Source organism: Synechococcus sp. A10-1-5-9 (assembly GCF_047716785.1).
Lineage (GTDB): Bacteria > Cyanobacteriota > Cyanobacteriia > PCC-6307 > Cyanobiaceae > Synechococcus_C.
Genome location: NZ_CP180406.1, coordinates 196959 through 221275, shown reverse-complemented (window position 1 = coordinate 221275; position 24317 = coordinate 196959). Strand labels below are relative to the sequence as shown.

General features: G+C 57.2%; 25 protein-coding genes, 4 pseudogenes and 1 riboswitch. Of the genes and pseudogenes, 16 read left to right on the top strand and 13 right to left on the bottom strand.

Going from position 1 to position 24317, the window contains the following annotated elements; translation table 11 throughout:
• The first annotated feature begins 67 nt into the window (after nucleotides 1–67).
• Nucleotides 68–2151 (top strand): annotated as a pseudogene (locus ACLM45_RS01515) (4Fe-4S binding protein).
• Between the two features lie 34 nt (nucleotides 2152–2185).
• Here ACLM45_RS01515 and ACLM45_RS01510 read toward each other — a convergent pair.
• The 4 genes and pseudogenes from ACLM45_RS01510 to ACLM45_RS01495 form a co-directional block, all read right to left on the bottom strand.
• Nucleotides 2186–5200 (bottom strand): annotated as a pseudogene (locus ACLM45_RS01510) (efflux RND transporter permease subunit).
• Nucleotides 5201–5212: 12 nt separating this feature from the next.
• A complete protein-coding gene (locus tag ACLM45_RS01505) occupies nucleotides 5213–5800 on the bottom strand; it encodes an efflux RND transporter periplasmic adaptor subunit (protein ID WP_415410242.1) in 588 nt (195 codons plus the stop codon).
• 234 nt (nucleotides 5801–6034) lie between these two features.
• Complete coding sequence (locus ACLM45_RS01500) at nucleotides 6035–6355, bottom strand: hypothetical protein (RefSeq protein ID WP_415410241.1); 321 nt, start codon at nucleotides 6353–6355, stop codon at nucleotides 6035–6037.
• Nucleotides 6356–6515: 160 nt separating this feature from the next.
• Complete coding sequence (locus ACLM45_RS01495; RefSeq protein ID WP_415410240.1) at nucleotides 6516–6653, bottom strand: hypothetical protein; 138 nt, start codon at nucleotides 6651–6653, stop codon at nucleotides 6516–6518.
• Nucleotides 6654–6738: 85 nt separating this feature from the next.
• Between ACLM45_RS01495 and ACLM45_RS01490 the strand changes: the two genes are divergently transcribed.
• From ACLM45_RS01490 to ACLM45_RS01470, 5 genes are all read left to right on the top strand, one after another.
• The gene (locus tag ACLM45_RS01490) at nucleotides 6739–7578 is read left to right on the top strand and encodes a calcium-binding protein (protein WP_415410238.1); all 840 of its coding nucleotides are present in this window, start codon (nucleotides 6739–6741) and stop codon (nucleotides 7576–7578) included.
• A complete protein-coding gene (locus tag ACLM45_RS01485) occupies nucleotides 7500–7865 on the top strand; it encodes a M10 family metallopeptidase C-terminal domain-containing protein (protein WP_415411318.1) in 366 nt (121 codons plus the stop codon). The genes ACLM45_RS01490 and ACLM45_RS01485 overlap by 79 nt, the downstream gene beginning before the upstream one ends.
• 338 nt (nucleotides 7866–8203) lie before the next feature.
• Complete coding sequence (locus ACLM45_RS01480; RefSeq protein ID WP_415410237.1) at nucleotides 8204–8998, top strand: ATPase; 795 nt, start codon at nucleotides 8204–8206, stop codon at nucleotides 8996–8998.
• 5 nt (nucleotides 8999–9003) lie between these two features.
• Nucleotides 9004–9816 (top strand): metallophosphoesterase family protein, encoded by an 813-nt coding sequence (locus ACLM45_RS01475; protein ID WP_415410236.1) that lies wholly within the window; start codon nucleotides 9004–9006, stop codon nucleotides 9814–9816.
• A complete protein-coding gene (locus tag ACLM45_RS01470; protein ID WP_415410234.1) occupies nucleotides 9816–10535 on the top strand; it encodes a phosphoesterase in 720 nt (239 codons plus the stop codon). The genes ACLM45_RS01475 and ACLM45_RS01470 overlap by 1 nt, the downstream gene beginning before the upstream one ends.
• A 37-nt stretch (nucleotides 10536–10572) precedes the next feature.
• Here ACLM45_RS01470 and ACLM45_RS01465 read toward each other — a convergent pair whose 3' ends face one another.
• Complete coding sequence (locus ACLM45_RS01465; RefSeq protein ID WP_006041130.1) at nucleotides 10573–10800, bottom strand: hypothetical protein; 228 nt, start codon at nucleotides 10798–10800, stop codon at nucleotides 10573–10575.
• Nucleotides 10797–11114, bottom strand: coding sequence for a hypothetical protein (locus ACLM45_RS01460; RefSeq protein ID WP_415410233.1), 318 nt, complete (start codon nucleotides 11112–11114; stop codon nucleotides 10797–10799). Before ACLM45_RS01460 ends, ACLM45_RS01465 begins: the two co-directional genes overlap by 4 nt.
• 78 nt (nucleotides 11115–11192) lie before the next feature.
• Here ACLM45_RS01460 and ACLM45_RS01455 point away from each other — a divergent pair.
• Nucleotides 11193–12466 (top strand): annotated as a pseudogene (locus ACLM45_RS01455) (cytochrome P450).
• 16 nt (nucleotides 12467–12482) lie between these two features.
• Here ACLM45_RS01455 and ACLM45_RS01450 read toward each other — a convergent pair.
• Genes ACLM45_RS01450 through ACLM45_RS01430 form a run of 5 tightly spaced genes read right to left on the bottom strand, consistent with a single transcriptional unit; the run spans nucleotide 12483 to nucleotide 16196 of the window.
• On the bottom strand, nucleotides 12483–12713 hold the full coding sequence (locus tag ACLM45_RS01450; RefSeq protein ID WP_415410232.1) for a hypothetical protein: 231 nt from the start codon (nucleotides 12711–12713) through the stop codon (nucleotides 12483–12485).
• A 17-nt stretch (nucleotides 12714–12730) separates the two neighbouring features.
• Nucleotides 12731–13183, bottom strand: coding sequence for a hypothetical protein (locus ACLM45_RS01445; protein ID WP_415410230.1), 453 nt, complete (start codon nucleotides 13181–13183; stop codon nucleotides 12731–12733).
• 60 nt (nucleotides 13184–13243) lie between these two features.
• Nucleotides 13244–14338, bottom strand: coding sequence for a type III polyketide synthase (locus ACLM45_RS01440; RefSeq protein WP_415410228.1), 1095 nt, complete (start codon nucleotides 14336–14338; stop codon nucleotides 13244–13246).
• Nucleotides 14338–15480 (bottom strand): NAD(P)/FAD-dependent oxidoreductase, encoded by a 1143-nt coding sequence (locus ACLM45_RS01435; protein ID WP_415410227.1) that lies wholly within the window; start codon nucleotides 15478–15480, stop codon nucleotides 14338–14340. Before ACLM45_RS01435 ends, ACLM45_RS01440 begins: the two co-directional genes overlap by 1 nt.
• Nucleotides 15480–16196, bottom strand: a complete 717-nt coding sequence (locus ACLM45_RS01430; protein ID WP_415411317.1) for a class I SAM-dependent methyltransferase — start codon at nucleotides 16194–16196, stop codon at nucleotides 15480–15482. The genes ACLM45_RS01435 and ACLM45_RS01430 overlap by 1 nt, the downstream gene beginning before the upstream one ends.
• Nucleotides 16197–16402: 206 nt before the next feature.
• On the opposite strand from ACLM45_RS01430, the gene ACLM45_RS01425 reads away from it, so the two are divergent.
• The 6 genes and pseudogenes from ACLM45_RS01425 (at nucleotide 16403) to ACLM45_RS01400 (ending at nucleotide 19872) form a co-directional block, all read left to right on the top strand.
• Complete coding sequence (locus ACLM45_RS01425) at nucleotides 16403–16642, top strand: DUF2973 domain-containing protein (RefSeq protein ID WP_006041121.1); 240 nt, start codon at nucleotides 16403–16405, stop codon at nucleotides 16640–16642.
• Between the two features lie 9 nt (nucleotides 16643–16651).
• Complete coding sequence (locus ACLM45_RS01420; protein ID WP_415410226.1) at nucleotides 16652–17281, top strand: methyltransferase family protein; 630 nt, start codon at nucleotides 16652–16654, stop codon at nucleotides 17279–17281.
• Nucleotides 17282–17466: 185 nt separating this feature from the next.
• Nucleotides 17467–17688, top strand: a pseudogene (locus ACLM45_RS01415) (Rieske 2Fe-2S domain-containing protein); the annotation flags it as partial.
• 129 nt (nucleotides 17689–17817) lie between these two features.
• Complete coding sequence (locus ACLM45_RS01410; protein WP_415411316.1) at nucleotides 17818–18477, top strand: RHO alpha subunit C-terminal catalytic domain-containing protein; 660 nt, start codon at nucleotides 17818–17820, stop codon at nucleotides 18475–18477.
• A 37-nt stretch (nucleotides 18478–18514) separates the two neighbouring features.
• Nucleotides 18515–19474 carry a cation transporter gene (locus ACLM45_RS01405; protein WP_415410224.1) on the top strand — a complete coding sequence of 320 codons (960 nt, stop codon included), beginning with the start codon at nucleotides 18515–18517 and terminating at the stop codon, nucleotides 19472–19474.
• Nucleotides 19471–19872, top strand: coding sequence for an OsmC family protein (locus tag ACLM45_RS01400; RefSeq protein WP_415410223.1), 402 nt, complete (start codon nucleotides 19471–19473; stop codon nucleotides 19870–19872). Before ACLM45_RS01405 ends, ACLM45_RS01400 begins: the two co-directional genes overlap by 4 nt.
• Before the next feature lie 16 nt (nucleotides 19873–19888).
• Here the strand turns inward: ACLM45_RS01400 and ACLM45_RS01395 are convergent, their stop codons facing one another.
• The gene (locus ACLM45_RS01395; protein ID WP_415410222.1) at nucleotides 19889–20599 is read right to left on the bottom strand and encodes a 16S rRNA (uracil(1498)-N(3))-methyltransferase; all 711 of its coding nucleotides are present in this window, start codon (nucleotides 20597–20599) and stop codon (nucleotides 19889–19891) included.
• 58 nt (nucleotides 20600–20657) lie between these two features.
• Nucleotides 20658–21482, bottom strand: a complete 825-nt coding sequence (locus tag ACLM45_RS01390) for a dehydrogenase (protein WP_415410220.1) — start codon at nucleotides 21480–21482, stop codon at nucleotides 20658–20660.
• Nucleotides 21483–21582: 100 nt separating this feature from the next.
• Between ACLM45_RS01390 and ACLM45_RS01385 the strand changes: the two genes are divergently transcribed.
• From ACLM45_RS01385 to ACLM45_RS01375, 3 genes are all read left to right on the top strand, one after another.
• Complete coding sequence (locus ACLM45_RS01385; RefSeq protein ID WP_415410219.1) at nucleotides 21583–21777, top strand: hypothetical protein; 195 nt, start codon at nucleotides 21583–21585, stop codon at nucleotides 21775–21777.
• A gap of 5 nt (nucleotides 21778–21782) precedes the next feature.
• Nucleotides 21783–21930: riboswitch (cobalamin riboswitch) on the top strand.
• A 119-nt stretch (nucleotides 21931–22049) separates the two neighbouring features.
• Nucleotides 22050–22574, top strand: a complete 525-nt coding sequence (locus tag ACLM45_RS01380; protein ID WP_415411452.1) for a HupE/UreJ family protein — start codon at nucleotides 22050–22052, stop codon at nucleotides 22572–22574.
• Nucleotides 22575–22697: 123 nt separating this feature from the next.
• Entirely contained in the window at nucleotides 22698–24311 is a 1614-nt protein-coding gene (locus ACLM45_RS01375; RefSeq protein ID WP_415410218.1) for an iron uptake porin, read from the top strand.
• The last annotated feature ends 6 nt before the right edge of the window (nucleotides 24312–24317 follow it).

Here is a 24317-nt window from a genome sequence, read left to right as displayed (position 1 = left end):
TGGGTTGAATGTCTGAAACGCGGGCAGTGTCGCCAAAGGGTTTCAGACTGAAGTGAATGGCGCTGGCATGGCCATGGCTGCCCCCCCTGAACTTCTGAGCCTGGCACCTTTCCTGGTGGGCCGTGCCCGTCGGGGTGTGGTCGGCAGCAGCCGCTACGCCAGAACACTTCGTGAGAAAGTGCGAAAGGCAGCAACAGATCCGAGAAGGCAGCCGGTTTTCATTCTTGGCGAACCTGGCCTTGAGAAGGACAATCTGGCGGCGTTGATCCACTTCGGATCCACCCAGCGCAAGGAACTGATGGTCCGTGTGGATGCGGCCTTCATCAAGGCTGATGGCAGTGATCTGATCGAGCCGTTGTCGTCCTCGGATGGTCAGTCCCTGCTCGAACTGGTGGGTGATGGGTCACTGCTGATCGATCAGCTCGACCTTGCTCCCAAGGCACTCAAACCCTTCCTACTGGAGCTTCTCGAAGGACAGCACGGCTTCAAGGGCCGCCTGTTTTTCACCTCCGAGACCGTCTGCCCTGACATTGAGCGGCGCTGCAACCTGATCCGGGTGCCCCCGCTTCGTGTACGTCGGCAGGATCTCGGGGAGTGGCTTCGGTATGGAGTCCGTCTGCGCAGCCGAACACTCGGATGGCTGAAAGCTCCAGCTGTCTCTGAGGCGGTGATCAAGCGCCTACAGGCTTACGACTTCCCCAGCAACATCCGTGAACTCGACAAGTTGATCGATCGAGCGCTGCGACAAATTCGTCAGCAGGACAGCAGTGCGATGCCGACACTGATTCCTGAAGACGTGTTTTGGACGCCGCCTCGCCAACAGCGCTATCGCTTCGACGTCTGGCGCTGGAAACCTCAACTGAGGGAGTGGATGCGGACTCCAGTGTTCTGGAACACCCTGCTGTTCGGACTGGTCAGCTGGCTGTTCGTGCTGGTGAACATCTGACTCTGGCTTGGGCCACAGGATCGAGCGCATAGCGGTGCCTTGAACCTCTTCTGGGCCTGGTGGTGGCCCTTGATCCTTCTGGGCTTCCCACTGGTTGGTCGGCTGTGGTGTTCCTTTTGCCCCTTCATGGTCTGGGGGGAGATCAGCCAACGACTGGCACGATCCCTGGGCTGGCAACCCGCGCGCTGGCCCCGCGGAGCGAATGATCAATGGAGTTCAATCCTGCTGGCGGCAGGATTTGCCCTGATCCTGCTCTGGGAAGAGGTCTGGAACCTTCAGGACACCGCCTGGCTGAGCAGTTGTCTGCTGCTGGTGATCACCGCAGGAGCAGTAATTGGCTCGCTGTGCTTTGAAAAGCGCTTTTGGTGTCGCTATCTCTGTCCAGTCGGAGGCATGAACGGTCTGTTCGCGAAGTTGTCAGTACTGGAGCTTCGCGCTGAGGTCGGCACCTGCAGCGGCAGCTGCAACAGCTATGCCTGCTTCAAAGGAGGACCGGCTGATGGCGAGGGACTGGCCACTGACGGGTGTCCGCTGGGAACTGATCCGCCCACTTAAAGGACAACCGCAATTGCGTGTTGTGTCTGACCTGCGCCCAGGCCTGGCCCCACCGTTCTGTTCAGCTAGCACTGAGGCCGCCTGCCGCTGATATCCAGCGGGAGATGGAGTTCCCTCGAGGAGAACCAGCGTTGCTGCTCATCCTTGCGGGCGACGTCTGTCTCCACAAGGCCGATCGGTTGCTGGGATGGATCCCCGGAACTCCAAGCAACCTGGTGGACGGCCCACTCCTACCCCGCCTGGGCCTTGCAATCCTGGCCCTCTCGATCCCAGGGTTGTTGTACGGCTTGGCTGGGTTGCGCTTCAGCAACAAGCGAATCCGACGCACCCTTTATGGCCTGTTGCCCCTCATCTGGGCACTCCTGCTTGCTCGACATCTACCCACGGGACTGAGCGAAGCAGGGCAGCTGCTGCCCGTCAGCCTGGAAGCCATGAACTGGACCTGGACGCAGTCATTACCCGCATGGCGAGCGGACGTCCACGTGATCGCATTCTGTCAAAGCACGGTGGTGCTAGTTGGTTGGGGGGCGAGTGTGGTTCTGCTGCGACGACAGCTGGCGACCGATCGGATGGCCTGGCTTGGAGCCTCAGGATTCGCCCTTGGTCTCACCCTGGCGGGACGCTGGTTGGTGGCAATCAAACCGAATTGAACAAACTTTCAAATCCAATCAAGAGACGAGCCTTTCAAGTCAAGCGAGACGCGGACGGAAGAAGCCAGCGCCCATAGCAGGCATACAACGCAGGAATCACCACCAAGGTGAGCAGGGTGGAGGTGATGAGCCCGCCGAGCACGACGATGGCGAGGGGCTGAAGGATTTCATTGCCAGCGCCAAAAGCAAGGGCCAACGGCAACATCCCAAGGGACGATGTCAGTGCCGTCATCAAAATCGCGTTGAGCCTCTCCAGGCTGCCGTTTCGGATCAACTCCATCAGTGGCTCACCGCCTTGATGGCGCCGATTGAAGTTGTCCACCAGCAACAGGCCATTGCGAATGGCGACTCCAAACAAGGTGATGAAACCGATCAATGACGCCACCGACAGCACCCCACCACTGATCAGAACAGCCACCAGACCACCAACCAGGGCCAGGGGCAGGTTGATCAGGATCGCCACTGTGGCTGGCCACGGGTGCGCGGATGTTGTAGCCATCAGGCAGCCGGACCAACGTCGCCACCTGGCTGCGAATGTCATTCACCACCGGCCCCAAAGGGCGACCGGAAACATTGGCTGACACCACAATCCGGCGAGCCACATCCTCACGGTTGATCTCGTTCGGGCCACGGGTCGAGGTGAGCAACACAAAGTCCCCTAAGGGTTTGAGCAGTCCCGAAGCGGTTCGAATCGGCACGCGACGCAACGCATCGAGGTCACTACGTAGTTCCGGTCTCAGAGTCACGATCAAGGGATCACGGCCACTGGCGGGCTCAGCCGGGGTAATGAGTGCACCATGGAGAGCGACGTCGATAGCTTCTGCCAGCGCTCCAACCATCACCCCGTCCTGAAGCGCCCGGTCACGATCAATCGTCAGTTGGATCTGGGGCACTGGCAGCAGAGGCTCAAGCTGAAGATCCACCACACCTGGCACCTCACCCACCGCATCACGAACCTGCTCACCAAGACGGCTCAGTTCATTCAGATCAGGGCCAGAAATCTTGATGGCGATGGCACTGCGTACGCCAGAGAGCACTTCATCCATCCGATGGGAGATGAAACCGCCGATGTTGGGGGCCACACCAGGAAGGGCGCGAAAGGCCTCACGGAGACGAGCGATGGCAGCGGAGCGATCAGCCATGGCCTGATCACTTAATTCCAGATCGACGTGAGCGATATTCGCTCCCGCGCCATCGGCATCCCCTGGGGCACGCCCGGCGCGCACCTGAATCCAGTCGACGTCGTCGCTGGACTGGAGACGTTCGGAGAGAACCGTGCCTGCGCGGCTCGTCATCTCGAGAGACACACCGGGGTAAAGAACCATCGAATTCACCAGCGATTGCTCGCGAAACTCCGGCAAGAACACCCGTCCAAGCCCTGGAAGAATCAACACAGCCGCCACAACCGTTGCCAGGGCAAGCGCCAAGACGCGGCGTGGGGTGATCAAAGCAAGATTCAGAATGGGGCTGTAGAGCCGTACCGCAGTCCGCTCAACCCAGGAGCTTTCAGCCGGCAGTGGCGCCCGACTCAGCAACAGAGCACAGAGGGCCGGTGAAAGGGTGAATGCGACGAGCGTCGATGCCAGGATCGACATCACGTAGGCGATGCCCATCGGCATAAAAATGCGTCCTTCCACGCCCGTGAGCGTGAAGATTGGAGCAAACACCACAACGATGATCAAGGTGGAAAACAACACCGGCTGACGGACTTCCACCGAGGTACAAAACACCACCTCCAAAGGGTCTTGGGGCAACGGCATCTGCCGATTACGGCGCAGCCCCCGGTAGCAGTTCTCCATGTCAACGATGGACGATCATCGTCGACCACCGATCCAATGGCCACCACCAAACCACCAAGGGTCATGGTGTTGAGCTGAAGCCCAAGCCCCCGCATCAACAACAGGCCAACCAACAACGACAACGGGATGGCACTGAGGGTGATCACAGCGGTGCGCCAGTTCATGAGAAAAAGCACAAGCACAGCCGCCACAATCACAACGCCCAGCACCAGTGATTCGCTCACATTGCGGATCGCACTATCGATGAACTGGGCCTGACGAAACGTCTGGCTCACCACCACATCCTTCGGCAGGGAGTCATTCAGCTGTTCAACCCGTTGTTCCACAGCTTTCGTCAGCTGCGGGGTGTCCACATCGGGCTGCTTGTTGATCATCAACACCACAGCGGGCTTGGCATTGAAGGTGGCTTCGCCACGCCGCAAGGCAGCACCGGGGCGGATCTCAGCGACATCGCCCAAAGCGATGATCTGATCTGTGGCTGAACGCAACGGTGCCTTTTCCAGATCAGCACTGGCCGTGCTAATGGGGGGAGGAAGGATTAAACGTTCTTGCCCGCCAGCAATCTGAACACCACCGCGGCCGTTGAACTGCGATGCGCGAGCTGCCTCAACGACATCAGTGAGAGCAAGATTGCGCTGCTGCAGAGCCTCCAGATTCAGCTGCACTTGTGTCTGCGGCAGGTCACCGCCGTAGATGGTCACCTGGGCAACGCCAGAGATGGCGAGCAACGAATTCTCATACGTGGTTTGAACCAACGAGCGCAATCGCAATTGCTCATCTGCCGTCGCCGAATCAGGCAGCGTGAAGGCGTATTGGAGAACCGTGCCGAGGGGCGAAAGGGGTGGGGAAATGTCAGGCGAACCGGCCGACGCCGGCAACTGGGCGCGGAGCTGCTGCAAACGTTCCGACACCAACTGCCGGACGTTCTGCAACTGCGATGCGTCACGAAACACCACCTGCACCATCGAAAGACCAGGTTTGGATGCGGAACGCACCACATCCACCCCAGGCAAACCATTCACAGCAGCTTCGATGGGCGCACTGATCTGGAGCTCAATCTGCTCCGGTGCAAGACCGGGAGCAGCCGTTTGAATCTCCACCTGCGGAGGCGCAAAGGGGGGAAACACATCCAGAGGCATCTGAACAACATTCAGAACGCCCCAAACACTGATCAGAATCGAGCAAACAACAACGAGACAACGGCGTGCAATCGAACCACGCAGGATGGCATTGAGAAGCTTGTTCAACATTGATGCATCCGATCAACCTTGCTTGGATCCAGAACCACGACTGCGAACTCCGACCACCACTCCGAGAATGAACAACACAGCAACAACGATGCCTCCGGGGAGAATCCATGCAGGGGCACTGTTTTGTACAGGCTCAACTGCAGCCTGGCCCGATTCGGCCACTGCGGTGCTTGTTGAACTCTTTTCAACCGGAACACGATCCTGCTTCTGAGACTCGGCGTAAAGCGAAAGAGCTCCTGAAACAACCACCTGTTCATCGGAAGTCACACCCTCCAGAACAACCGTGCGGTCATTCGTTGCCGCCCCGAGACGTACGAACACCGGGTCGTACGTGCTTCCGCTGCGTACAAACACCAGAGGTTTGCCAGCAGCATCAACAACAGCAACGCTCGGCACCGTCAATTGCCCATCAGGCCCGCTCTGGGGAGCATCCGTGATGATCCCAAGGAGGTGATCCTGATCAGGCGATGCCTTCACCTGATCAACCTCACCGTTCTGGACAAACTCATCGCCATGACCGGAGTGGGCCAAAGCAGCTGGGGTGACAAGCCCCTGAGCACTCACGCAAAAAACAGCACAGCAGAGAAACAGTGCGCGCACGTTGTTAGGGCAATGTCACACCCATTGTCGTGAAAATTTCAGAGTCACACGAACTGCTTAAACAAAGAAGCAAATTCAACCTTGAGAGCCGGCGAAGGGGCCTTAACAAACAGCCTCCGTTGCCCACCATTGCTCACTACTACCAAAATCCAGGAACAACTGAAGGACGGGCCCCTCAGACCTGTGCATGCAACAAGGAACCAAGTGACCGCAACGGTCAGCAGGGCAAGCGACTCAACCCTTAAACCTAGGATTGACAACCGGGGGGGAATGACTGGTTATGCCCTCCCAAGCACCCTTCATCCTTAGAGAAGACTCATCAATGGAGCCGAATTCCGCAAGTTCTAATGAAGTTGGCTGCAAAGACTTGGCCAACTCAAGAAGATCAGCTGCCAGCTGGTAATCCCCCTCAAGATAAAGCGCTTTGCAAAGTAAAATCACCTCTCCATAATCAGCAGCGGAAGAGCCATTAATAAGGCCACGTGCAGTGCCTCGGGAGACAACTAATTGCAAATCGATACTCATCATCAAACCATAACCAATGCGGCCAAGCACGGATCAAGAACTACAGGATCAGTTCGGAATCAGAACATCAGACTGGCATCCGATCCAAGACAGTGATTAATGTGTATCAAGCCATATTGACCTTGGGATAATCATCAAAACACAACTTCATATCAACGGCACAGGAATAGAGCCTGCTCTGAACTCAAGTTCAGACAACCACCACCGCCATCACCGCGAATCCCAGTGCCCCTGCCAGAAACTCCAGTGGTTGCAGCAGCGCCAGATCAAAGGCGTGGAGAGCACCCCCCCCCCGCGTGAAGGGTTGCGAACAACAGAAAGGTGCCAACAGGCGGTCACACTCCTGAGGCAGCAGCACTTTCAGTGCGTGGTACCCCAGTACGGTGAGTCGGGTCTGGGTAAAATAAATATTATTGCTCTGGGTTACCGTTTTGCTAATTATCGACCCTCTTGCACAAAGCAATATCATCAATGGGTCGCGTGGTAGCGATCAAATTTTTGGTCGAGACTTAAACGACACAATTAATGGTTTGCGAGGTGATGATCTTTTACTGGGAGAGGCAGGCGACGATCGTGTTGAAGGAGGCGCCGGGGATGATGTCATCAACGGGGGGCCGGGAAACGATATAGCCAAAGCAGGGAAGGGTAATGACACCATTATTGGAGACAGAGGAGATGACATTATTGATGGAGGGAGTGGATCTGCTGATGTAGCGGACTACAGCAGTCTGGGCGCACCTATTACACTTTTGGAGATGGGGCAAATCTTCAAGCTCGATTTCGGAACCGACATTCTTCTGTCGATCGAAACCGTGATCGGAGATGCAAGTCAATCCAATAGCATTGATGGGGTCTCCGATGGAGCATTCTTCGACAATGACAACAATGCATCATTTAATATTGATCTCAGTGCTGAAAGATTGACCGTCAATATCGCCTCATCTAACATTGGCCCGTTTGACATCCAGGTTGTTAATTTCAACAATGCAATCGGAACCAACTTAGATGATGTCATTCAAGGCAATGCCTTTGCCAACGATTTGAGTGGTGAAAGAGGAGATGATTTCCTTCAAGGAGGCAAGGGACGTGACACTTTGACCGGAGGCATGGGAAGCGATCGCCTGTTTGGGGGAATGGAAAAGACACCCTTTGGGGGAATCGCGGATCCGACAGTCTGGTTGGAGGTAACGGTGATGATGTTCTTCAGGGTGGGCAGGGTCAAGATATCATTAATGGAACGGGTTCTAAATTAGGTACAAGTGATTTTGATCAACTCTTTGGAGGCTCTAATGCTGACATATTCATTCTGGGAACAGCTGAAGAAAAATTCTATCAGGGTGATGGGTTTGCAACGATCTTAGATTTCGAGTCTGGAGCTGACAAAATTCAACTCAATGGCTCTGTTGAGGAGTATACATTTGTAAGCAATAAAATTATTTTACTGGGTGGAGATCTAATTGCCACTACGAGCGCAGTGTTTGATATTCAGGCAGATTTGGTCTTTACAGACCCACTATCAGAGACGTTTCCTGTTTGGTAAGCATTTGGATTGAACATGATTAATTCATTCTAAAAATCTGTGTCGCAATCACAGGCACAGAACCTTCTCTGAACTCAAGTCCAAACAGCCACCACCGCCATTACTGCGAATCCCAGTGCCGCTGCCAAAAACTCGCGCTGATTGCAGCAGCGCCTGATCAAAGGCATAGAGGCAACCCGTGAAGCGCTCCGAAAAACAGAAAGTTGCCAGCAGCCGCGCAGGAGCAGCTTCAACGTGTTTTCTGGTATCAAGCGTGGACAGGCGAGGCCAACGCTGCCAAAGTAAGAATGATTCCCATTTCCAGCCATCGGCGGTGGCTGGCCAACCGACTGACTGCCATGGGGAACATTTGGCTGATCACAGGGCCTCCCGGCTGCGGGAAAACCAACTGGATCCTCAACACTCTTCAAAACCATTCTGGGCCCAAGGCCTATCTGCAGCTGCCCGGCCACTCATCAAACGAGCTGGAACAGGCCAGTAACGTTGGCATCGACAGGGCTTGGTTGACAGATCAAATTCCTGATTTGCAACATGCGGAAGTCAACGCTGAGCTTGTTCAAGAGCCACAGAAAGATCAACTCACCCTGATCGAATGGCCGCAGTTCCATCCACCCAAGACCTTTGGGATCGAGGGAGCTGATCCCTCACTGCTGAACGCTTTGAGGGGGATGAATCTCAGCCCACAACGCGTGCTGAACTTCGGGTGTGATGCCGAACTTCCCGATCAGAACACCCTCAGATTTACCCGACTTGAATCATGGTCTCTCAAACTTCATGGCCAGGTTTGGGATCCCAACAGCCTCAGCAGTTTCTGGTTTGAGCTGGTCAATGGCGCCTATGGGGACGTCTACCGGGCAAAAGCATTGATGAATCTTCCCGATGGCCGGGCTTTTCTCTGCAACTGGATGGTGAGTCAGCCGTCATCCCAGTTTCTTCCGCTGAGGAATGTTTTACCACCCCTGGGTCGACCACAGCGCACATCGGAGCTGGTGGTGCAAGGCAAAGCCCTCAACAACCCTGGAATTGAATCAACCATTCACGATTGCCTTCTCAGTGATGAAGCACTGGAACTGCATCAGGCACCTTTGAGGGAGCAATTCAACCAACAACAAACCATCCCTTCGCTTGTGTGATCACCATGAAACAGGCCGTTATTTCCTGCCTCCACGCCAACCTCGCTGCGGTTGAGGCTGTCCTTGCGGATATTGATCAACAGGGCATCAACACCATCACCTGCCTCGGTGATCTTGTCGGTTACGGCCCGCAGCCCAATGAAGTGGTGAATCTCATCCGCCAGCGCAACATTCCAACCTGCCAGGGCTGTTGGGATGAGGACATCATTGACGGCCTCAATGCCTGCGAATGCAGCTACCCCTCGCAACTGGCGGAACGGCGCGGTCACAGAGCGCACCATTGGACAGAGCAACAGCTCACAGAAGACAACAAAGCTTTTCTGGCCACATTGCCGATGACCTTGCGACGAAACTCTCATCTGTTTGTGCATGGCAGTCCCAACAGCCAACATGAATATCTCTTGCCTGATATGAGTGCATTCGCAGCCCTGGAGAGGGTTGATTCAGCTGGGGCCGAGATTCTGTTCTGCGGTCATACCCATCAGCCTTATGTCCGAGAACTGAGCGAGGGTTCGATCCAAGTGAAAGTTCAGGGCAACAAAGAAGCTCCTGTTGAGCACGAACTGAAGCTGCCCGTGCGACGCATTGTGAATGCAGGTTCGGTTGGAGAACCCCGCCATGGGGGAACCAAAGCGACGTATGTGATTCATGACGACAACACCCAGGAGATCACGATTCACGAAGTTGAGTATGACGTTGCTGCAACCTGCCAGGCCATTGTGAATGCTGGCCTACCCGAAGTGTTTGCCTGGCGATTAAGCCACGGATTTGAATACGCCGAGCGGGCCGATGATGCCAGCCACGTGTGTGAGCGCTGATGGAACGCTGGGCACTCATCAGTGGTCTGTACGGAGATCTTGATCTCTACGAACAGATTCAACGCGACCTGTCCACCCAACGGGGGATTGAAAGCCTCTTCGTTCTCGGCGATCTGATCAGTTCAGAGCGCAATTGTGATGCCTTGCTCAGTCGATTACGTAAGCCAAAACGCAACGATCTCAAGCCCGATTGCATCTACGGATGGTGGGAGGAGCAGTTGCTGGCCGAATGCGGCTACCGAGGGGAGCGCAACGCTGAGGCACTTCGACTCGAGCGTGGGGAAGACGCCATCCAGGCACTGCTCACTGCCGTGGATCCAGGACATGCCGAATGGTTGGCGTCCCTTCAGTTCGGCTTCATCGAACTGGATTGTGCCCTGATGCACGGGAGTTCGGCCGATGTGGCTGATCAACTCACCCCAACGCGATCTCCCCTCATTCTCCTCGACCGTCTCACACGCCTGAAAGTGAACCGTCTGTTTACGGCCCGCTGCGGCGAGCAATTTCGCATTGAGCTCACGGGAGGATCGATGGCATCACGTGTGCAAGATCTTTCAGGTGAGCACCAACAGGAGCACACCGTCCCAAAACGCAGTGTGATCGGAATCGGCAAAGGTGCTAGCTACACGATCTACACCCCAGCCAACGATCATCTGGAATTCCGAACCATTGGTGAGCGGAACACCGCAACGCACGCCAGAGGACAAGGGTTTGCCTGAAACCGACGCACCAACCAGATTGAATCCAGGCCATTCATCAGTGAATGGGTGAAGCCTGGAAGTTCCAGCGCTCCCCATCTTCAAGCCAAAGCTCCCAGGCCAGACGGGATCCATCGCGAAGCTGCAGTTGCCCGCCAAAGCCCGCGGGAGATGGCTGATAGAGATCGCTGATCTCCAGCGCAGGCTCTCCGTCGCGGGTGAACAGCATCTCCACTCTCTTGCCGATCCGTTGACCAAGGTCTCCGCGGAGCTCCTCGATGGTCATGCCTGGGCACTGCTGAAATCCAACACCAGATCGCCGAGATCGTCACGGCTGATGCTGAAGCGGAAGCCATCAAGCGTGCCGCTCCACACCCCCGCGGAGGCATCCGCCTCCAACCCCACCGGTGCTTTAACGCTGTGATCAAAGAGCGTCTGGAAACAATGCGCCGCCACTCGCGCCGCCTGATCGGCATCCATGTCATCAAGTTCGTGGGCCGCCACAGGGCAGCCCTCGAGCAGTTCTGCATCAATCACATTGCCCATCCCCACATCGGCAACCAGCGCTGCCAGCGCGTCGTGCATGTCGGATCCAGCCATCGTAAATGTCACACCAACAGGGCGATCAAAGCACCTCCCGCTGCTCGATAGCGTGTGGCCTCCTCTCTCCCGAGTGCCATGACGGCCAGGTCACTTCCGAGCACGGGGGCCGTGACCGGCCTGAAGGAAACCCTCGACTTTTCCGCGACCCGCAGTTCGCGCAGAAGCGGTTCACGGCCTATGGCGAAGTGTTTGAAACGCGACTGCTCAACCAGCGCCTGGTATTCATCCGAGGGGAACAGCCGATTGCCGATCTGTTCGCCCAGGGGGACGCCCTCGAGGGTTGGTGACCGGAGAGCGTGCGCCAGCTTCTCGGCAACCGCTCGTTGGCCAATCGCAGCGGAGAAGGTCACAAGGCGCGCCGCCGGGTGGTCGAACAGCTGTTTTCCGCAGCGGCTCTGAGCCGCTACACCCCTTCGATCGCCGCTCTGGTGGAGGAGCTGGCAGAGGAGCTGATCCAGGCCAGGGCCCCAGTTCAGCTCGTGCCCTGCATGCGTCGCTTCGCCTTTGCCGTGATCGCCACCACCGTGCTGGGTCTGGATGCCAGTGACCGGCAGGCCCTGTTCACCGACTTCGAGATCTGGACCCGGGCCCTGTTCTCGATTCCCGTCGCCATTCCTGGCACTCCCTTCGCCAAGGCCCTGGAGGCCAAGAAGCGCCTGCTGCTCCGCCTGCAACAGGTTCTGGCCCAGACATCAACGAAGCGGGGAGGCCTGGACCTGCTCAGCGGCGGCCTGGATGAGGCTGGGATTCCTCTCACCGATGATGATCTGGTGGAACAACTGCTTCTGCTGCTGTTCGCCGGCTACGAAACCACCGCGTCGTCCTTGAGCTGTCTGATGCGCGCCCTATTGCTCAACCCCGAGGTTGAGCAGTGGTTGTTGCCAGAACTGCTGGATCAGTCCTGGCCCAACTTGGATGCCCGAAGCTGCCCTCGTCTCGACGCCACCGTGCTGGAGGTGATGCGCCTGACGCCGCCAGTGGGAGGGTTCTTCCGCAGAACCAAGGACACCGTTCAGCTCGGTGGTGTGGAGATACCACCGAATCGAGTGATTCAGGTGGCACTTTCACCAGACCTTGGCGATGGGTCCTGCGACCTGGCAGACATCAGGTCGCAACGCCACCTGGATGGTTCATTCACGCCAACCCTCTTGCCCTTCGGCGGCGGGGAGCGAGTTTGCCTGGGCAAGGCGTTGGCGGAGCTGGAGATCCGTCTGATGGCGGTTGGGCTGCTGCAGCGCGTGCGGCTGGAGTTAACGCCGGATCAAGACCTGACGCTTCAGCAGATCCCCAGTCCCTCACCTCGGGAAGGGTTGCTGGTGAGAGCATCGGCCCGCGACACGTCGCGGTGAACCAAAAGGAGCCCGCTTAGTGATCATCCTGTGACGCCCCGGAGTCGGTAAGGATCTGGTAGAGCCTGAATCCACCCCAGCCCCACAACAGAGACCAAAGAATAAAAGTGATCGCGGTGCCGAGCTGGCCTGTTTCCAGTGAATAAACGCCGAACTCAATCAATCCGGCATCGATCAACGATCCTCCGACACCCCAGCCAAGAACCCAGGTGAAGAGAAACCCAATGGCCTGCAGATTGCCTGTCATGAATCAATCAGGGGTCGTCAACTCTTGAACAGTTCGTCGGTCATCTCCCGAAAAGGCTTGAACGACGCTCCGGGGCGGCGTTTGCGAGCCGGAAGGCTGGTTCCGGGGAGAAGATTCTTGGGTGCATAGGTCACCAGAACCACCTCAGGCTTGCGGCTCTCTTCGGCAGCCAGTTCACGGGCGATGGCCTCAGCGGTGGTAAGTGACTCACCGGAGACCACTGGATCTGCAGCGATGGCCTCCTCGGACGGAACGGCAGGCTCCTCAGAAGTGGAGGGATCGGGCAGCGCCGGCGCAGGAAGTGGCCGCAGAAGCACGAGGCCCACCGCCAGAACAAGCAGTGAAGCAATGGTTCCGATCAGGCCGGGCAGGCGTCCGTAGAAGTTCCAAACTGTGCCGGAAACAGCAAGGCCCAGAACACCAGTGGCGGCGGCGGCAGGCCCGGCCAGGCGACGGACGAGTGCGATCACGGGCTCTGCAACAAAACTCAATCCTGTCGAAAAAGAGAGGCAACTGCGGGGGGCCGCCCGTCAGCCATCCATAAGCCGAAACAAGGCCACCTCTGCGCAAAGGCCGGGGCCGAAGGCCAGGGCCAGGCAGGGGCCAGGGATGGCTGAGCGGCGCAACCGCTGAAGGATGAACAGCACTGTGGCGCTGGACATGTTGCCGTGATCGTGCAGCACAGCCCGTGATGTTTGCAATTGCTCAGGGCTCAGTTCCAGCACCTCACCGCAAGCCGAAAGAATCCTGGGCCCGCCGGGATGCATTGCCCAGCTGCTGATGGATGCAGGAGTGAGATCCCAACCGCCTAACCAATCGTCCAACCAGGGGCGCAAGGCCTGCGCCACGGTCTGCGGCACCTGAGGCGACAGGCCCATGGAAAACCCGTGATCAGCGATTCTCCAGTGCATCAAGCCAGCGGATCCTGGGATCACGGTGGATCCATTGGCCTCCAGCACAAGAGCCGGAAACGAGATCGGGCGTTGCGCCGACGCCACCACGGCAGCGGCACCATCAGCGAACAAGGCATTGGCCACCACCTGCTCAGGATCCCCGCCGTACTGGAGATGCAGGCTGCAAAGTTCCACGGAGCAGATCAGAACCACGGCGTCGACATCGGCTTCTGCAAACGCCCGGGCCACCCGCAGGCCATTGAGCGCTGCATGGCAGCCCATGAAGCCCACATGGGTTCGCTGGACATCGGAACGCAACCCAAGCCGTTCGATCAGAGCCAGATCCACCCCCGGAGCCTCGAAGCCGGTGCAGCAGACCGTGATCAGGTGGGTGATCGCCTCAACGGCAACTCCAGACTCAGAAAGGGCTGTGGCGCTGGCTTCGAACGCCAGCTCAGCGGCATGGCGCTGAAATTCAGTCATCCGCTCCCCCGTGGAGGGGTTGGTGCTGCCGTAGAAGGGCACCCGTGCGAGAAATGAACCGTCGTTGGCGTGATCAGTGATCAGCACACTGCCCCGACGACTCACGCCGCTGCGCTGATGGATGCGCTGTAGCAGCGCTGTCTGCCGGCCGTCGCCACCGCTGACATGCTCCGCTAGGGCAACCGCCTCATCTCGGGTGATAGAACCCTGGGGAACGGCCGTGCCGATGCCGTGCAGCGTGAGGGCCATCAACAGATCTCCGCTGGGGGCACCTGCACGCGGTTCACACGGCACACGATCCGCTCCGGAAGTCGCGGCCAGACCCTGCAGATGCTGAACAGGCCGGAGGTGAGCAGCGGACGCTGCAGCACTGTGGCCAGAGCCCGGCAAACCCTCTGACGCCGCACGACCAGGGACTTCAAGGTCTGCAGCCAGCGACGTTCCAGGCTTGGGCTCCAGTCAGCCAACCCCTCGACCACAAACGGAGCAGCAGCACCTCCCGCAGTCAGCGCCCAGGCCATCCCCTCGCCGGTGAACGGTTCCACGTAACCGGCTGCATCCCCAATCAGCAGACAGCGGCTGCCGGCAACCGCTGGAGGACGGCGCGTCAAGGCTGGAGTCAACTGCCACTGCCCGGCCATGAGATCGGCAGGCAGGTCGAATCCCGCCGACATAAGAACGGATCGTGCTGCTCCCGCAGCACCTCCTGCAGCAGCAACACAGGAACGATCAAAAGCCGCCGCCAGGTTCAACGCTCCATCCTCCCGTTGCACCAATCCCACATACCCCCCGTTCCCCAGGGCCATATGGATGACGTTGCTGGCGTAACCATGGGACATGGGCGGCAACACACAGCCAGCCCCCACCCTGGATGTGACGACGGTTTCAATGCTGGTGTGATCGGGGCTGCAGTGGTTCACCAGACCTGCCGCCACGAGCACAACCCTGGCTTGCACATCCTCCTGTGGCCCGCCGGAAGATGATGTAAGCCGCACGTTCCGCGACTCGGAACATGCCGGACCGAGCTGCCCACGCGTCTGAAAGCGAACCGTGGCACCAGCGGCAGCGGCAGCCTCCAGCAGGGCCTGATCAAAACGTTCCCGGGAGAGCACCCACCCACCCGGCAGGGAGAGGACCGCGGTCTGGCCTTGGAGGCCGATGCGCAACTGCTGCAGCGGCTGAGCTCCGCAACGGGCCATCAGATCACCCTGGCCCACAGCCTCCAGCACACCTTGGGCCTGCGCGTTGAAACAACACCCGCACACCTTCCAACGGGGAAAGGCGCGCTTTTCCACCACAAGCACGGAGAGTCCCCTTCTGGCGCAGTCGAGAGCAGCGAGCCCGCCAGCGACACCACCTCCGATCACCACCACATCCCAGGTCCGGCCCATCACAACGGTGGACTCCAGATCAGCCGCTGGCGCTCAGGCCAGAAGCGCTGAAGCTCTGCTCCAGAGAGCCCCGCCCGCTCGGCCAGCTTGAGAAGTTCCTGGGGAGTGAATGCCGCACGAACCGACAGAGGGCCATCGGTATGCACCACCCATGAACGGCTCAGCAGGCGTGTACCTGCCCAGGCCAGGGCGTAGCCGAGCCGACTGCGGATTAGATCGTCGACGATCACCAGATGTTTGGCGCGCGCAGCCATCACCCGAAACAGTGAGACAACCGCGTCATCAGGGAGATGGTGAGCGAACAGCGTGCAATACACAACATCAACTCGATCCTGACCTGGCTCCGCGAGAGCATCAGCCACGCTGAACTCCACCTGTCCTCCCCTGCATTGGGCATTGGCGCGTGCCAGGCGGATTGCCTCGGGATTGAGATCACAGGCGCGGATCTCAAGCGCCAGCCCTGAGCGTCTGGCCATCCGATCAAGATCGATGGCGATGTCACCACCGCCGCAGGCCAGCTCCAGAACGCTGATCGGTTTTGAAGCCGTTGAATGAAGCGCCTGCAGCGAACGCAGCAAACCCAAGGAGCTGCGGCTGATCGCATTGATCCGGCGCAGACCGCGAAGGGCATGCGCGTGCTCTGCGGAATCCAGCCCTGGCTGATCCATCACCTCGGGCTGACGATCGCGTTGATTCAGAGCCTGACCCCAGCGCATCCGTTCTTCAGGCATCCGCTCTGACGCTAAGCACGCGAACAGCGTTGAGCATTGTTAAGGTTTGTTTCTTGCGGAGTCAACCATGACCGATTACACCCCGTTCATTATCGGCATGGTGGTGTTTGGAGTGGTCATCACTGCTGCTGTCGTGTATGTGCTCTCTCAGCCAACAGACCTGCCCTCATTAAAGAAAAAGGATTGATCTGATGGCTGGTTCATTGTTTCCTCTTGTCTACGCAGGCTGCCTGGTCTTTCTGCTTCTCCAAGCGTTCAGAATGATGCGTCCGGGGAAGGCTGTTCTGACCCGCGCCATGCAACGCAGTGATCGCACCGGGCTGCTCACAACTCACCCTGAATTGCTCAACGAACAAGGCGAGCTCACCAAAGACGATCTTCTTGTTGTGCGTTTTCCCGATCAGGGTTCATTGGAAAGTTCCACGAATTGATACGTCGCCATGGTCAGCCAGCTCACGGCAATCAATATTGCCAAGATGATCACGATCGCGATTGTGATCGGCTTGATTGCATTAGTCGGCATCGCAGATCAACGACAGATTCTTTACGCATGCATGCACATCAGCTACTGCGTGTGGTGGCTGCTTGAACAACGGATCTATCCAGAACGAAGAACGTTTTTATTTCAGGAAAAGGTTGGGCCTGTTGGCCTGATTAGCGCCATCCTGATCATTGGCGTGTTTTATTCACTCCCAGCTTTTCTCGCTTTCTTCAATCCCGACCCGCTCACAATTGCCGCCACAGCAGCAGCACTCCCCCTGTTTTACTTCGGTAGTTTGATCAACACGTCTGCCGACGTGCAGAAAATGACGGCCAAAACATTGGGTCGTGATCTAGTCAGTGATGGAATCTGGAGCCATGTTCGTCATGTGAACTACAGCGGAGATCTGATGCGCTACTTAAGTTTTGCAATCATCGCAGGTTCAGCTTGGGCTTTTCTTGTCCCTCTGGCGATTACCGCCCTTTACCTTCAACGCATTGGCGAGAAAGAGAAATCATTGTCTGATAAATACCCGGATTTCGCGTCTTACCGTCAACACTCCACACGCTTAATCCCTTGGATTTGGTGATGGATTCCCAAGCCACTGCCACATCACATCAATCTGGCTAGAGATATGGCAGCGTCATCCCGTCCATGCCTTCAAGCGAATCCTGGAGTAGAGAAGGGCTTCCTGGTTGGTCTTATCGAAGCGAACGAATCCTTGAACTAGAAAAAGACCGTGTGTGTCTGACCCATTGACATGTTGTCGGGCATGCCAATGACATACCCGAACCAGGGGATTGGCTCGGCTTCGATCTCCTCGGGGAAAGAGCACTGGTGATTCGTGGCAAGGATGGAACCATCCGTGCCTTTCAAAACACCTGCCGCCATCGGGGATCACGCCTCGTTGAAGGAGACAAGGGGCATTGTCGCGGTGCCTTGCTCTGCCCCTTTCATGCCTGGGTGTACACGCTCGATCGACAACTGAAAACCCCTTCCCAACCCGACAAGCTTCCAGCCCTTGATCCAAGCGAGTGGAGCTTGCAGGCGCTGGATCTTGAAGAATGGAGAGGCTTCCTGTTTCTTCGGTTTGAACCGGGCCCCCAAGGATCCGTGGCCTCCCTGATGGGACGTCATCAAAAGGAACTGGAGATCTACCCCCTGGAAACACTGCAACCAGCGAGTGGCTTTTATACCAGTCCTATCCAGGAGGTGAACTGGAAAGCCATGGTCGATGTCGACAACGAGTGTTACCACTGCCCCTCGGCACACCCTGGACTGACTGATCTCTATGGCCGGGGATACGAAGAAGGGCCTTGGGTCGATGGCACTCACCGGATTCGGGGCCCGTTCAACCAGACACCGTCGCGTCAGGAACTGAATCAGCGCTATCGCGTGCTCGTGGACCAGCACCCTTCACCGTTCAGCACCCTGCCGCAGGCCTGGTTGTACATCGGCTTGTTCCCAAGCTCAGTGTTGGTGTTCTACCCGGAATCCGCGGGCTTCTACCGCTCGATTCCTCTCAACACCACCCAGTCCGTCATGAATGGTGCTGATTACAGCTACGACAACGAGAGTGAAAGCTTGGAGCAGGCAAGAAATGTTGCCACTAAAATCAACGACATCGTGATGAAAGAAGACAAACACATTTGTGCGCTGCACTATCAAGCAACAGCCTCCAAATACTGGAATCATGGCTATTTCGGTGATTCAGAAAAAGCTCTTCGCGAACACCACGACACACTGAGAAGCCTGATTCCCGAACTAGAGGGCAATCGCATCTGAACCAATCAATTGTCTACATCATCATCGATCAAAAGCATTGATTAATCAGGTCATGTCAACCAAAGGCCAAGAAAAGCTTGAGCAACAGGCTCTCCAATACGGAATTGCCGCCAATGCATTCATGGCTGCCTATGGCCTCTGGGCAAGCGTGGCCTCCAATTCATCTGTTGTGCAGTTTGATTCTCTTTATTCAACAGTGATGCTTGGTTCCATCCTGGTCGGAAAGAGCATCAGCCGCAATGCCAGTCGGCCTCGAGACCGCAGCTACCCCTATGGCTACGGGGGGCAAGAGGCCGATTATGTGATGTTCCGATGCCTGGTAATGGTGGGCGTGCTTTGTTTTGGAATCTTCAAGGCTGTGTATACGATATGGAGTTATATCGATGGTGATGTTCCCCCTGCTCTTGAACTGGGACAGATTGTCCCGTACACCACCATCATGACCATCATCTGTGGTCTTCTTTGGGTCAATTACAGATCAAGCTGGATCAAGCTTGGCCGCCAATCACTGATCCTCAGAAACGAGATGCAGAATGTCTTGGCTGATGGCGCTGACACCGTGGTGACGGGCATCGCGCTCCTTGCAAGCCCGCTCCTGAAGATCACTCCACTCGCCGTAATATCTCCGATTTTCGACTCAATTCTCTTGATCATCTGTTGTGTTGTGATCGGGAAAGATGCATTACAGAGCTTCCTGTTCAACCTTTGGCAGGTCAGCGGCGGCACCAGCGACCTCGCTCATGACAAGACACTCCAACGGCAAGTTGAGGTCATCTGCTCGAATCATGCGATGGCTCTCCAGAATCTCCTGATCACACAACTTGGACATTCAGTGTTAATCGTGGCGTATTGCAATGCAAAACATGCCATACAACCATCCCAGATTGACAACACACGTCATGCAATCAATCAGGCCCTGCAATCAGCGCTGGAAAATCCCAATGTGGCTTCTAAAGTAATTCTTACCTCCGAGCCTATTTTCGTGAGTTCATCATGACCAACATCACCTGCACCTACACCGGTGATCTCCATTGCGAGGCCATCCATTCGGGATCTGGAGCCACGCTGAGCACCGATGCCCCCCTCGATAACGAAGGTAAGGGAGAGGCGTTTTCCCCCACCGATCTCCTGGCCACCTCACTGGCCACCTGCATGCTCACAATCATGGGAATCACCGCCCGCAGCCGCGGTTGGTCGCTTGAGGGAGCAAGCGCCAGCGTGGACAAAGTGATGAGCACCGACGGGCCAAGACGCATCGACACCCTGCGCGTGACCCTTCAGCTCCCAGAGCACCTTGATGACGACCAGCGCGCACTCCTTCAGCGGGTGGCGGAACAGTGCCCTGTGAAACGCAGCATCGTTCCTTTGATCAACGCCGAAATCCACTGGGCCTGATCCTGAGTCCCCACAGTCACAACGCCTGCGCCAGAACGGTTGTCAATGCAGTATCCACACTCAGGGTCCGACCGCCGAGATGCACTCTCTGAGCGCCCATTTGTTCGGCCAGCTCAAGCTCGAAGGGCACGAATCCACCCTCAGGACCAATCATCACCACGGCGGGCTGCGTTGCAACCGCAGACAGGCCAAGACCAGCCTCCTGGTGAGCGATCCAACAAGGCCGGCCCTGGCAGATCCCAGGCAACCGGTCTTCAACAAAAGGGCGGAACAGCCGGTGGCGGTGCACCTGAGGAATGACAGTGTCGCGGGAGCGCTCCATTCCCATGCGCAAAACCTCATCCACCTTGGCGTCTGAAAGGAGAGGGCTCTGCCAGTAACTCCTGTCCACCCTGGCGGAGTGGATCAGATGGAGATGGCCTGCTCCGAACTCCGCCACCGTGCGCAGAATCCTTCGCAGCATTTTCGGCCTGGGTAGAGCCAGCACGAGATCAAACCGGTGACGTGCAGGGGGCGGATCCAGCAACTGCACAGTCATCAAGACAGCGTTGGCATCGATGGCCTCAATCCAACCCGTGCCCAGCTGACCTCCCAGCAATCCAACCCGCAGTGTGTCCCCTTGCTGGGAGCGCAGAACCTGGCGGATGTGCTCGGCACGGCGATCGCTGAGTCGAACACGCTGAGCGTCGATCCACTGGTCGTCGCTGTTGAGCAGGATCAGGTTCATGGGCGTCAATCATGCCCTGGGGCAGCCAGAGGGATCGCAGCAGAGGAATCGCAGCGGCTCAGCTGCAATCGGCGGCAATCCTTCCCCGCAAACGGCAGACCATGTCAAGCGACTGGCCCTGTTCAAGTCCCTCCTGAAGGGCTGAGACCACCCTCTTAGCAATCTGATTGAGTGTGGACTCCGTCTGCGAAGGATCACGCAGACGGGCCTCCAGCGCACCTTCCAACATGCCGATCTCGAGCATCGAGACGCCCTTGCGAGGAGCGCCCAACATGCCTCTGTAGTCGTAGGGATAGGCACCGAATTCCTTGGCCAGCGCTTCATCCATCACCGAGAAGCCGAAGGCCACAGCGGGGATGATTCCTGCGCCGATGCCATGGGGCGCATAAGCGTCGTAGTGGATCTCCACCACATAACCACCCTTGGCGGCATGTTCACCACCCACACTCCAGTTGGTTCGTGGATCCTCTCCATTACGGATCGTTCGCACACCAGGGTCATAGAAGGTGATGTCCAACCCTTGGCGCTTGCCCTCAGCCACAACCACCTTGGCCGTCCGCAGGTTCCAGTAGAGCTCATCGGTGATGCCGGCTTGCATCGGAGCCGCACCTCCCACATCAACTGCACGACCAGGCGTCCCTGACCCATACATCTTCTGGGAATCCGCATGGCCGGCAAGCACCAGAATCGGCATGTCCTTCTTGGGCATGCGATCGCCTACCCAGTTCTTGCCTCGCCCAGGCGTGCGAGGCAGCGGCGGCAACTGAGGTTCATTGCGCACAGGAGGAGCCGGCTTCATGCTCTCGAGGATGTCCATCAGACCTGCCTCCGCAGCCAGCGGTAGAGCAAGGACACCCACAAGAGCCAGACCGATGCGACGCATGCGTTTCAGCGTGAGTGTCCCATGGTGCCCGCTAGCTGCTCAGCTGTCATCCCTGGGTTCAGCCTGCCATTGCTAGGTGAGGACAAGATGCGAATGTTCCATGGCGGACCTGATCAACCTGCTGGTGGCCTGGCGCTGGCCTGGCGCTTCAGTCCTGATCGCTCTCGCTCTGAGTCGAGCCCTGATCAGCATCGCCCGCAACGGCATAAGGGTCGAGATCTACACCCGCCAACCCATTCTTGTGGGGACAGGTCGTGCACCTCTGAGAGCGGAAGTCGGAAAAGTACGGATCTAAGAAGAGGGCTACGGTGGTTTGCTGGTTTCAGCGGGGAGCAGCCGCTGATGGAAACGGGGAAAGAACGGTGCGAATCCGTCGCTGTCCCGCAGCTGTGAAGCTTCGCCTCACGCGAAGTCAGTCAGAACGCCCGCCAGACCATCACACGACGAGGATCGACCTTGACTATTGCCACTCCTGGAGCAGCTGTGCGTAGAGCCGGCCTGGTTGCAGCACCCCTACTTCTCAGCGCATCACTCGTGGCACCAGCAAACGCCCACCACCCCTTCGGCATGGGTGACAGCACAGGCCTAACGGCCTGGCAGGGACTGCTGAGCGGGATCGGCCATCCGCTTCTGGGCCCCGATCATCTTCTGTTCCTCCTGGCGATTGCCTTCATCGGCCTGCGCCGCCCGATGGCCTGGGTGATCCCTCTGCTGGCGGTTGGCCTGGGAGGAAGCGTGCTGTCGCAGTTGATCCCCCTGTCCGATGCCATCGCACCCTGGGCCGAAGCTCTGGTGTCCCTGTCTCTGGTTGCTGAAGGACTGATCGCTCTCACGCTGTTGCCGGCGCAGTGGCTGCTGCCGCTGATCGGCCTCCATGGATTCCTGCTGGGAAGCACGATCGTGGGAGCCGAGCCCACACCCTTATCCACCTACTTCCTCGGCCTGCTGATCGGCCAGGGGGCACTGCTGCTGCTCGTCACGGCATGCTCCAAGGGCCTTGTTGCCAGGCTGGGTGAGCAGGGACGCCGCCTCAGCGCTGGTATCTGGATGGGCATCGGCCTGGCGTTCGCCTGGGTGGCCCTGGTTGATTAAAAAACCATTGAATGTTCAACAGGCCGGAACACAAGCAAGACGCCCCCACAGAAATAATTAATATCAGCACTTCAATCCTTGATTTCACTCGCATTACGGCAAACAGTGTCGCAACGCATACCCATGAAGAACTTTTTGATCGCAGCGCGCAACACCCTTGGAGTTGCGATTGCGAGTTCATTGTGTTCTGTTCAGGCCACTGAGCTGAACATCGACGGCGTGTCTGATTACGCCGCTTCCGGTGAGCAGGTCACCAGCATCACTCAGTTTTCCGATGTGTACCCCACCGACTGGGCATATCAGGCACTGAGCAACCTGATCGAGCGCTACGGCTGCGTGGCTGGCTACCCCAACAGCACGTATCGTGGCAACCGGGCCATGACCCGCTTTGAAGCGGCTGCCCTGCTGAATGCCTGTCTCGACCGCGTCACTGAAGTGACTGACGAGCTGAAGCGCCTGATGAAGGAGTTCGAAAAGGAACTCGCCATCCTCAAGGGCCGTGTGGATGGCCTGGAAGCCCGCGTGGGCGAACTGAAAGCCACGCAGTTCACCACCACCACCAAATTAGAAGGTCTGACAACCTTTGTGATTGGCGCCAACATCTTTGGAGGTGATGCTGATGCCACTGGCGAACAACCAGCAGCCAATCGGAAAGCGGCCAACAGTGACTTCGGGGCTACAACATTTAACTACGACACACAATTAACTCTGAACACAAGTTTCACTGGAAAAGACAACCTGATCACGATCCTGCGCGTGGGCAACTTCGATGGCGGTGAAAATGTTTTCGGCGGTTCTTTTCTACCTCTGTCCACCCTTGAAACAGCATTTCAAGAAGGCGATCTGCCAAACAATGTTGCTTTAGACAGGCTCTATTACACAGTCCCGATTGGCGACAAATTTGTGTTGACGTTTGGTGGATTGGTTGGTCAGGAAGACATGTTGGGACTGTGGCCAAGCGTGTATCCATCGGACACCGTCCTCGACGTCACAACACTAAATGGAGCCCCCGGGGCCTACAACAAAAATCTGGGAGCCGGGGCAGGCATCACTTGGACCGACAGTGGATTCAGCGCAGCAGCTAACTATGTAGCGGCATCCGCCAATCAATCCAATCCATCCGAAGGTGGCGTCGGCACAGCAGGAGCCGGGAGCACGGGAACGGTGCAGATCGGCTACCAACAAGAGCAATGGGGCCTTGCAGTCATTTATTCCTCAGTACAAAACACGAATCAAAAGGCGGAACCGAATGGTCTTGTGGCCTTCGGGACGCAATTCGTGCTGAATAGCTACGAGACCCCAGGCACAACCTCAGCCTTTGGCATCAGTGGTTATTGGCAACCGCAAGACAGTGGCTGGATCCCCTCAATCAGCACTGGCTGGGGGTACAACACAACGTCCTACGATTCAAATCGTCTAACGGATAGCGAACAATCCAACCTGGTCACAGCAAGCCAGTCCTGGACAATCGCCCTGGAATGGAATGATGTTGTCCTGAAGGGAAATAATGCGGGTATAGCCGTTGGACAGCCGATTTTTGCGACTGAAATCAAGAATGGCGATACCCCCAGAGATGGAAATTACGTCTGGGAATGGTGGTATCAATTTCAAGTCACAGACAACATCAGTGTCACACCTGCAGTGTTCTATCTGAGTCGTCCATTTGGTCAACAAACACCGATCAACCAATCCTTCAATCAACTGGGAGGCCTGGTGAAAACCAGCTTTCGATTCTGACCCTCA

Bases quoted from the DNA above. Each gene is read 5' to 3' on its own strand.
- ACLM45_RS01480 (WP_415410237.1), top strand. From the start codon at position 8,204: ATGGGGAACATTTGGCTGATCACAGGGCCTCCCGGCTGCGGGAAAACC.
- ACLM45_RS01475 (WP_415410236.1), top strand. From the start codon at position 9,004: ATGAAACAGGCCGTTATTTCCTGCCTCCACGCCAACCTCGCTGCGGTT.
- ACLM45_RS01470 (WP_415410234.1), top strand. From the start codon at position 9,816: ATGGAACGCTGGGCACTCATCAGTGGTCTGTACGGAGATCTTGATCTC.
- ACLM45_RS01465 (WP_006041130.1), bottom strand. From the start codon at position 10,800: ATGACCATCGAGGAGCTCCGCGGAGACCTTGGTCAACGGATCGGCAAG.
- ACLM45_RS01460 (WP_415410233.1), bottom strand. From the start codon at position 11,114: ATGGCTGGATCCGACATGCACGACGCGCTGGCAGCGCTGGTTGCCGAT.
- ACLM45_RS01450 (WP_415410232.1), bottom strand. From the start codon at position 12,713: ATGACAGGCAATCTGCAGGCCATTGGGTTTCTCTTCACCTGGGTTCTT.
- ACLM45_RS01440 (WP_415410228.1), bottom strand. From the start codon at position 14,338: ATGGCCCTCACGCTGCACGGCATCGGCACGGCCGTTCCCCAGGGTTCT.
- ACLM45_RS01435 (WP_415410227.1), bottom strand. From the start codon at position 15,480: ATGGGCCGGACCTGGGATGTGGTGGTGATCGGAGGTGGTGTCGCTGGC.
- ACLM45_RS01430 (WP_415411317.1), bottom strand. From the start codon at position 16,196: ATGCGCTGGGGTCAGGCTCTGAATCAACGCGATCGTCAGCCCGAGGTG.
- ACLM45_RS01425 (WP_006041121.1), top strand. From the start codon at position 16,403: ATGGCTGGTTCATTGTTTCCTCTTGTCTACGCAGGCTGCCTGGTCTTT.
- ACLM45_RS01420 (WP_415410226.1), top strand. From the start codon at position 16,652: ATGGTCAGCCAGCTCACGGCAATCAATATTGCCAAGATGATCACGATC.
- ACLM45_RS01410 (WP_415411316.1), top strand. From the start codon at position 17,818: ATGGGACGTCATCAAAAGGAACTGGAGATCTACCCCCTGGAAACACTG.
- ACLM45_RS01400 (WP_415410223.1), top strand. From the start codon at position 19,471: ATGACCAACATCACCTGCACCTACACCGGTGATCTCCATTGCGAGGCC.
- ACLM45_RS01395 (WP_415410222.1), bottom strand. From the start codon at position 20,599: ATGAACCTGATCCTGCTCAACAGCGACGACCAGTGGATCGACGCTCAG.
- ACLM45_RS01390 (WP_415410220.1), bottom strand. From the start codon at position 21,482: ATGCGTCGCATCGGTCTGGCTCTTGTGGGTGTCCTTGCTCTACCGCTG.
- ACLM45_RS01385 (WP_415410219.1), top strand. From the start codon at position 21,583: ATGGCGGACCTGATCAACCTGCTGGTGGCCTGGCGCTGGCCTGGCGCT.
- ACLM45_RS01380 (WP_415411452.1), top strand. From the start codon at position 22,050: ATGGGTGACAGCACAGGCCTAACGGCCTGGCAGGGACTGCTGAGCGGG.
- ACLM45_RS01375 (WP_415410218.1), top strand. From the start codon at position 22,698: ATGAAGAACTTTTTGATCGCAGCGCGCAACACCCTTGGAGTTGCGATT.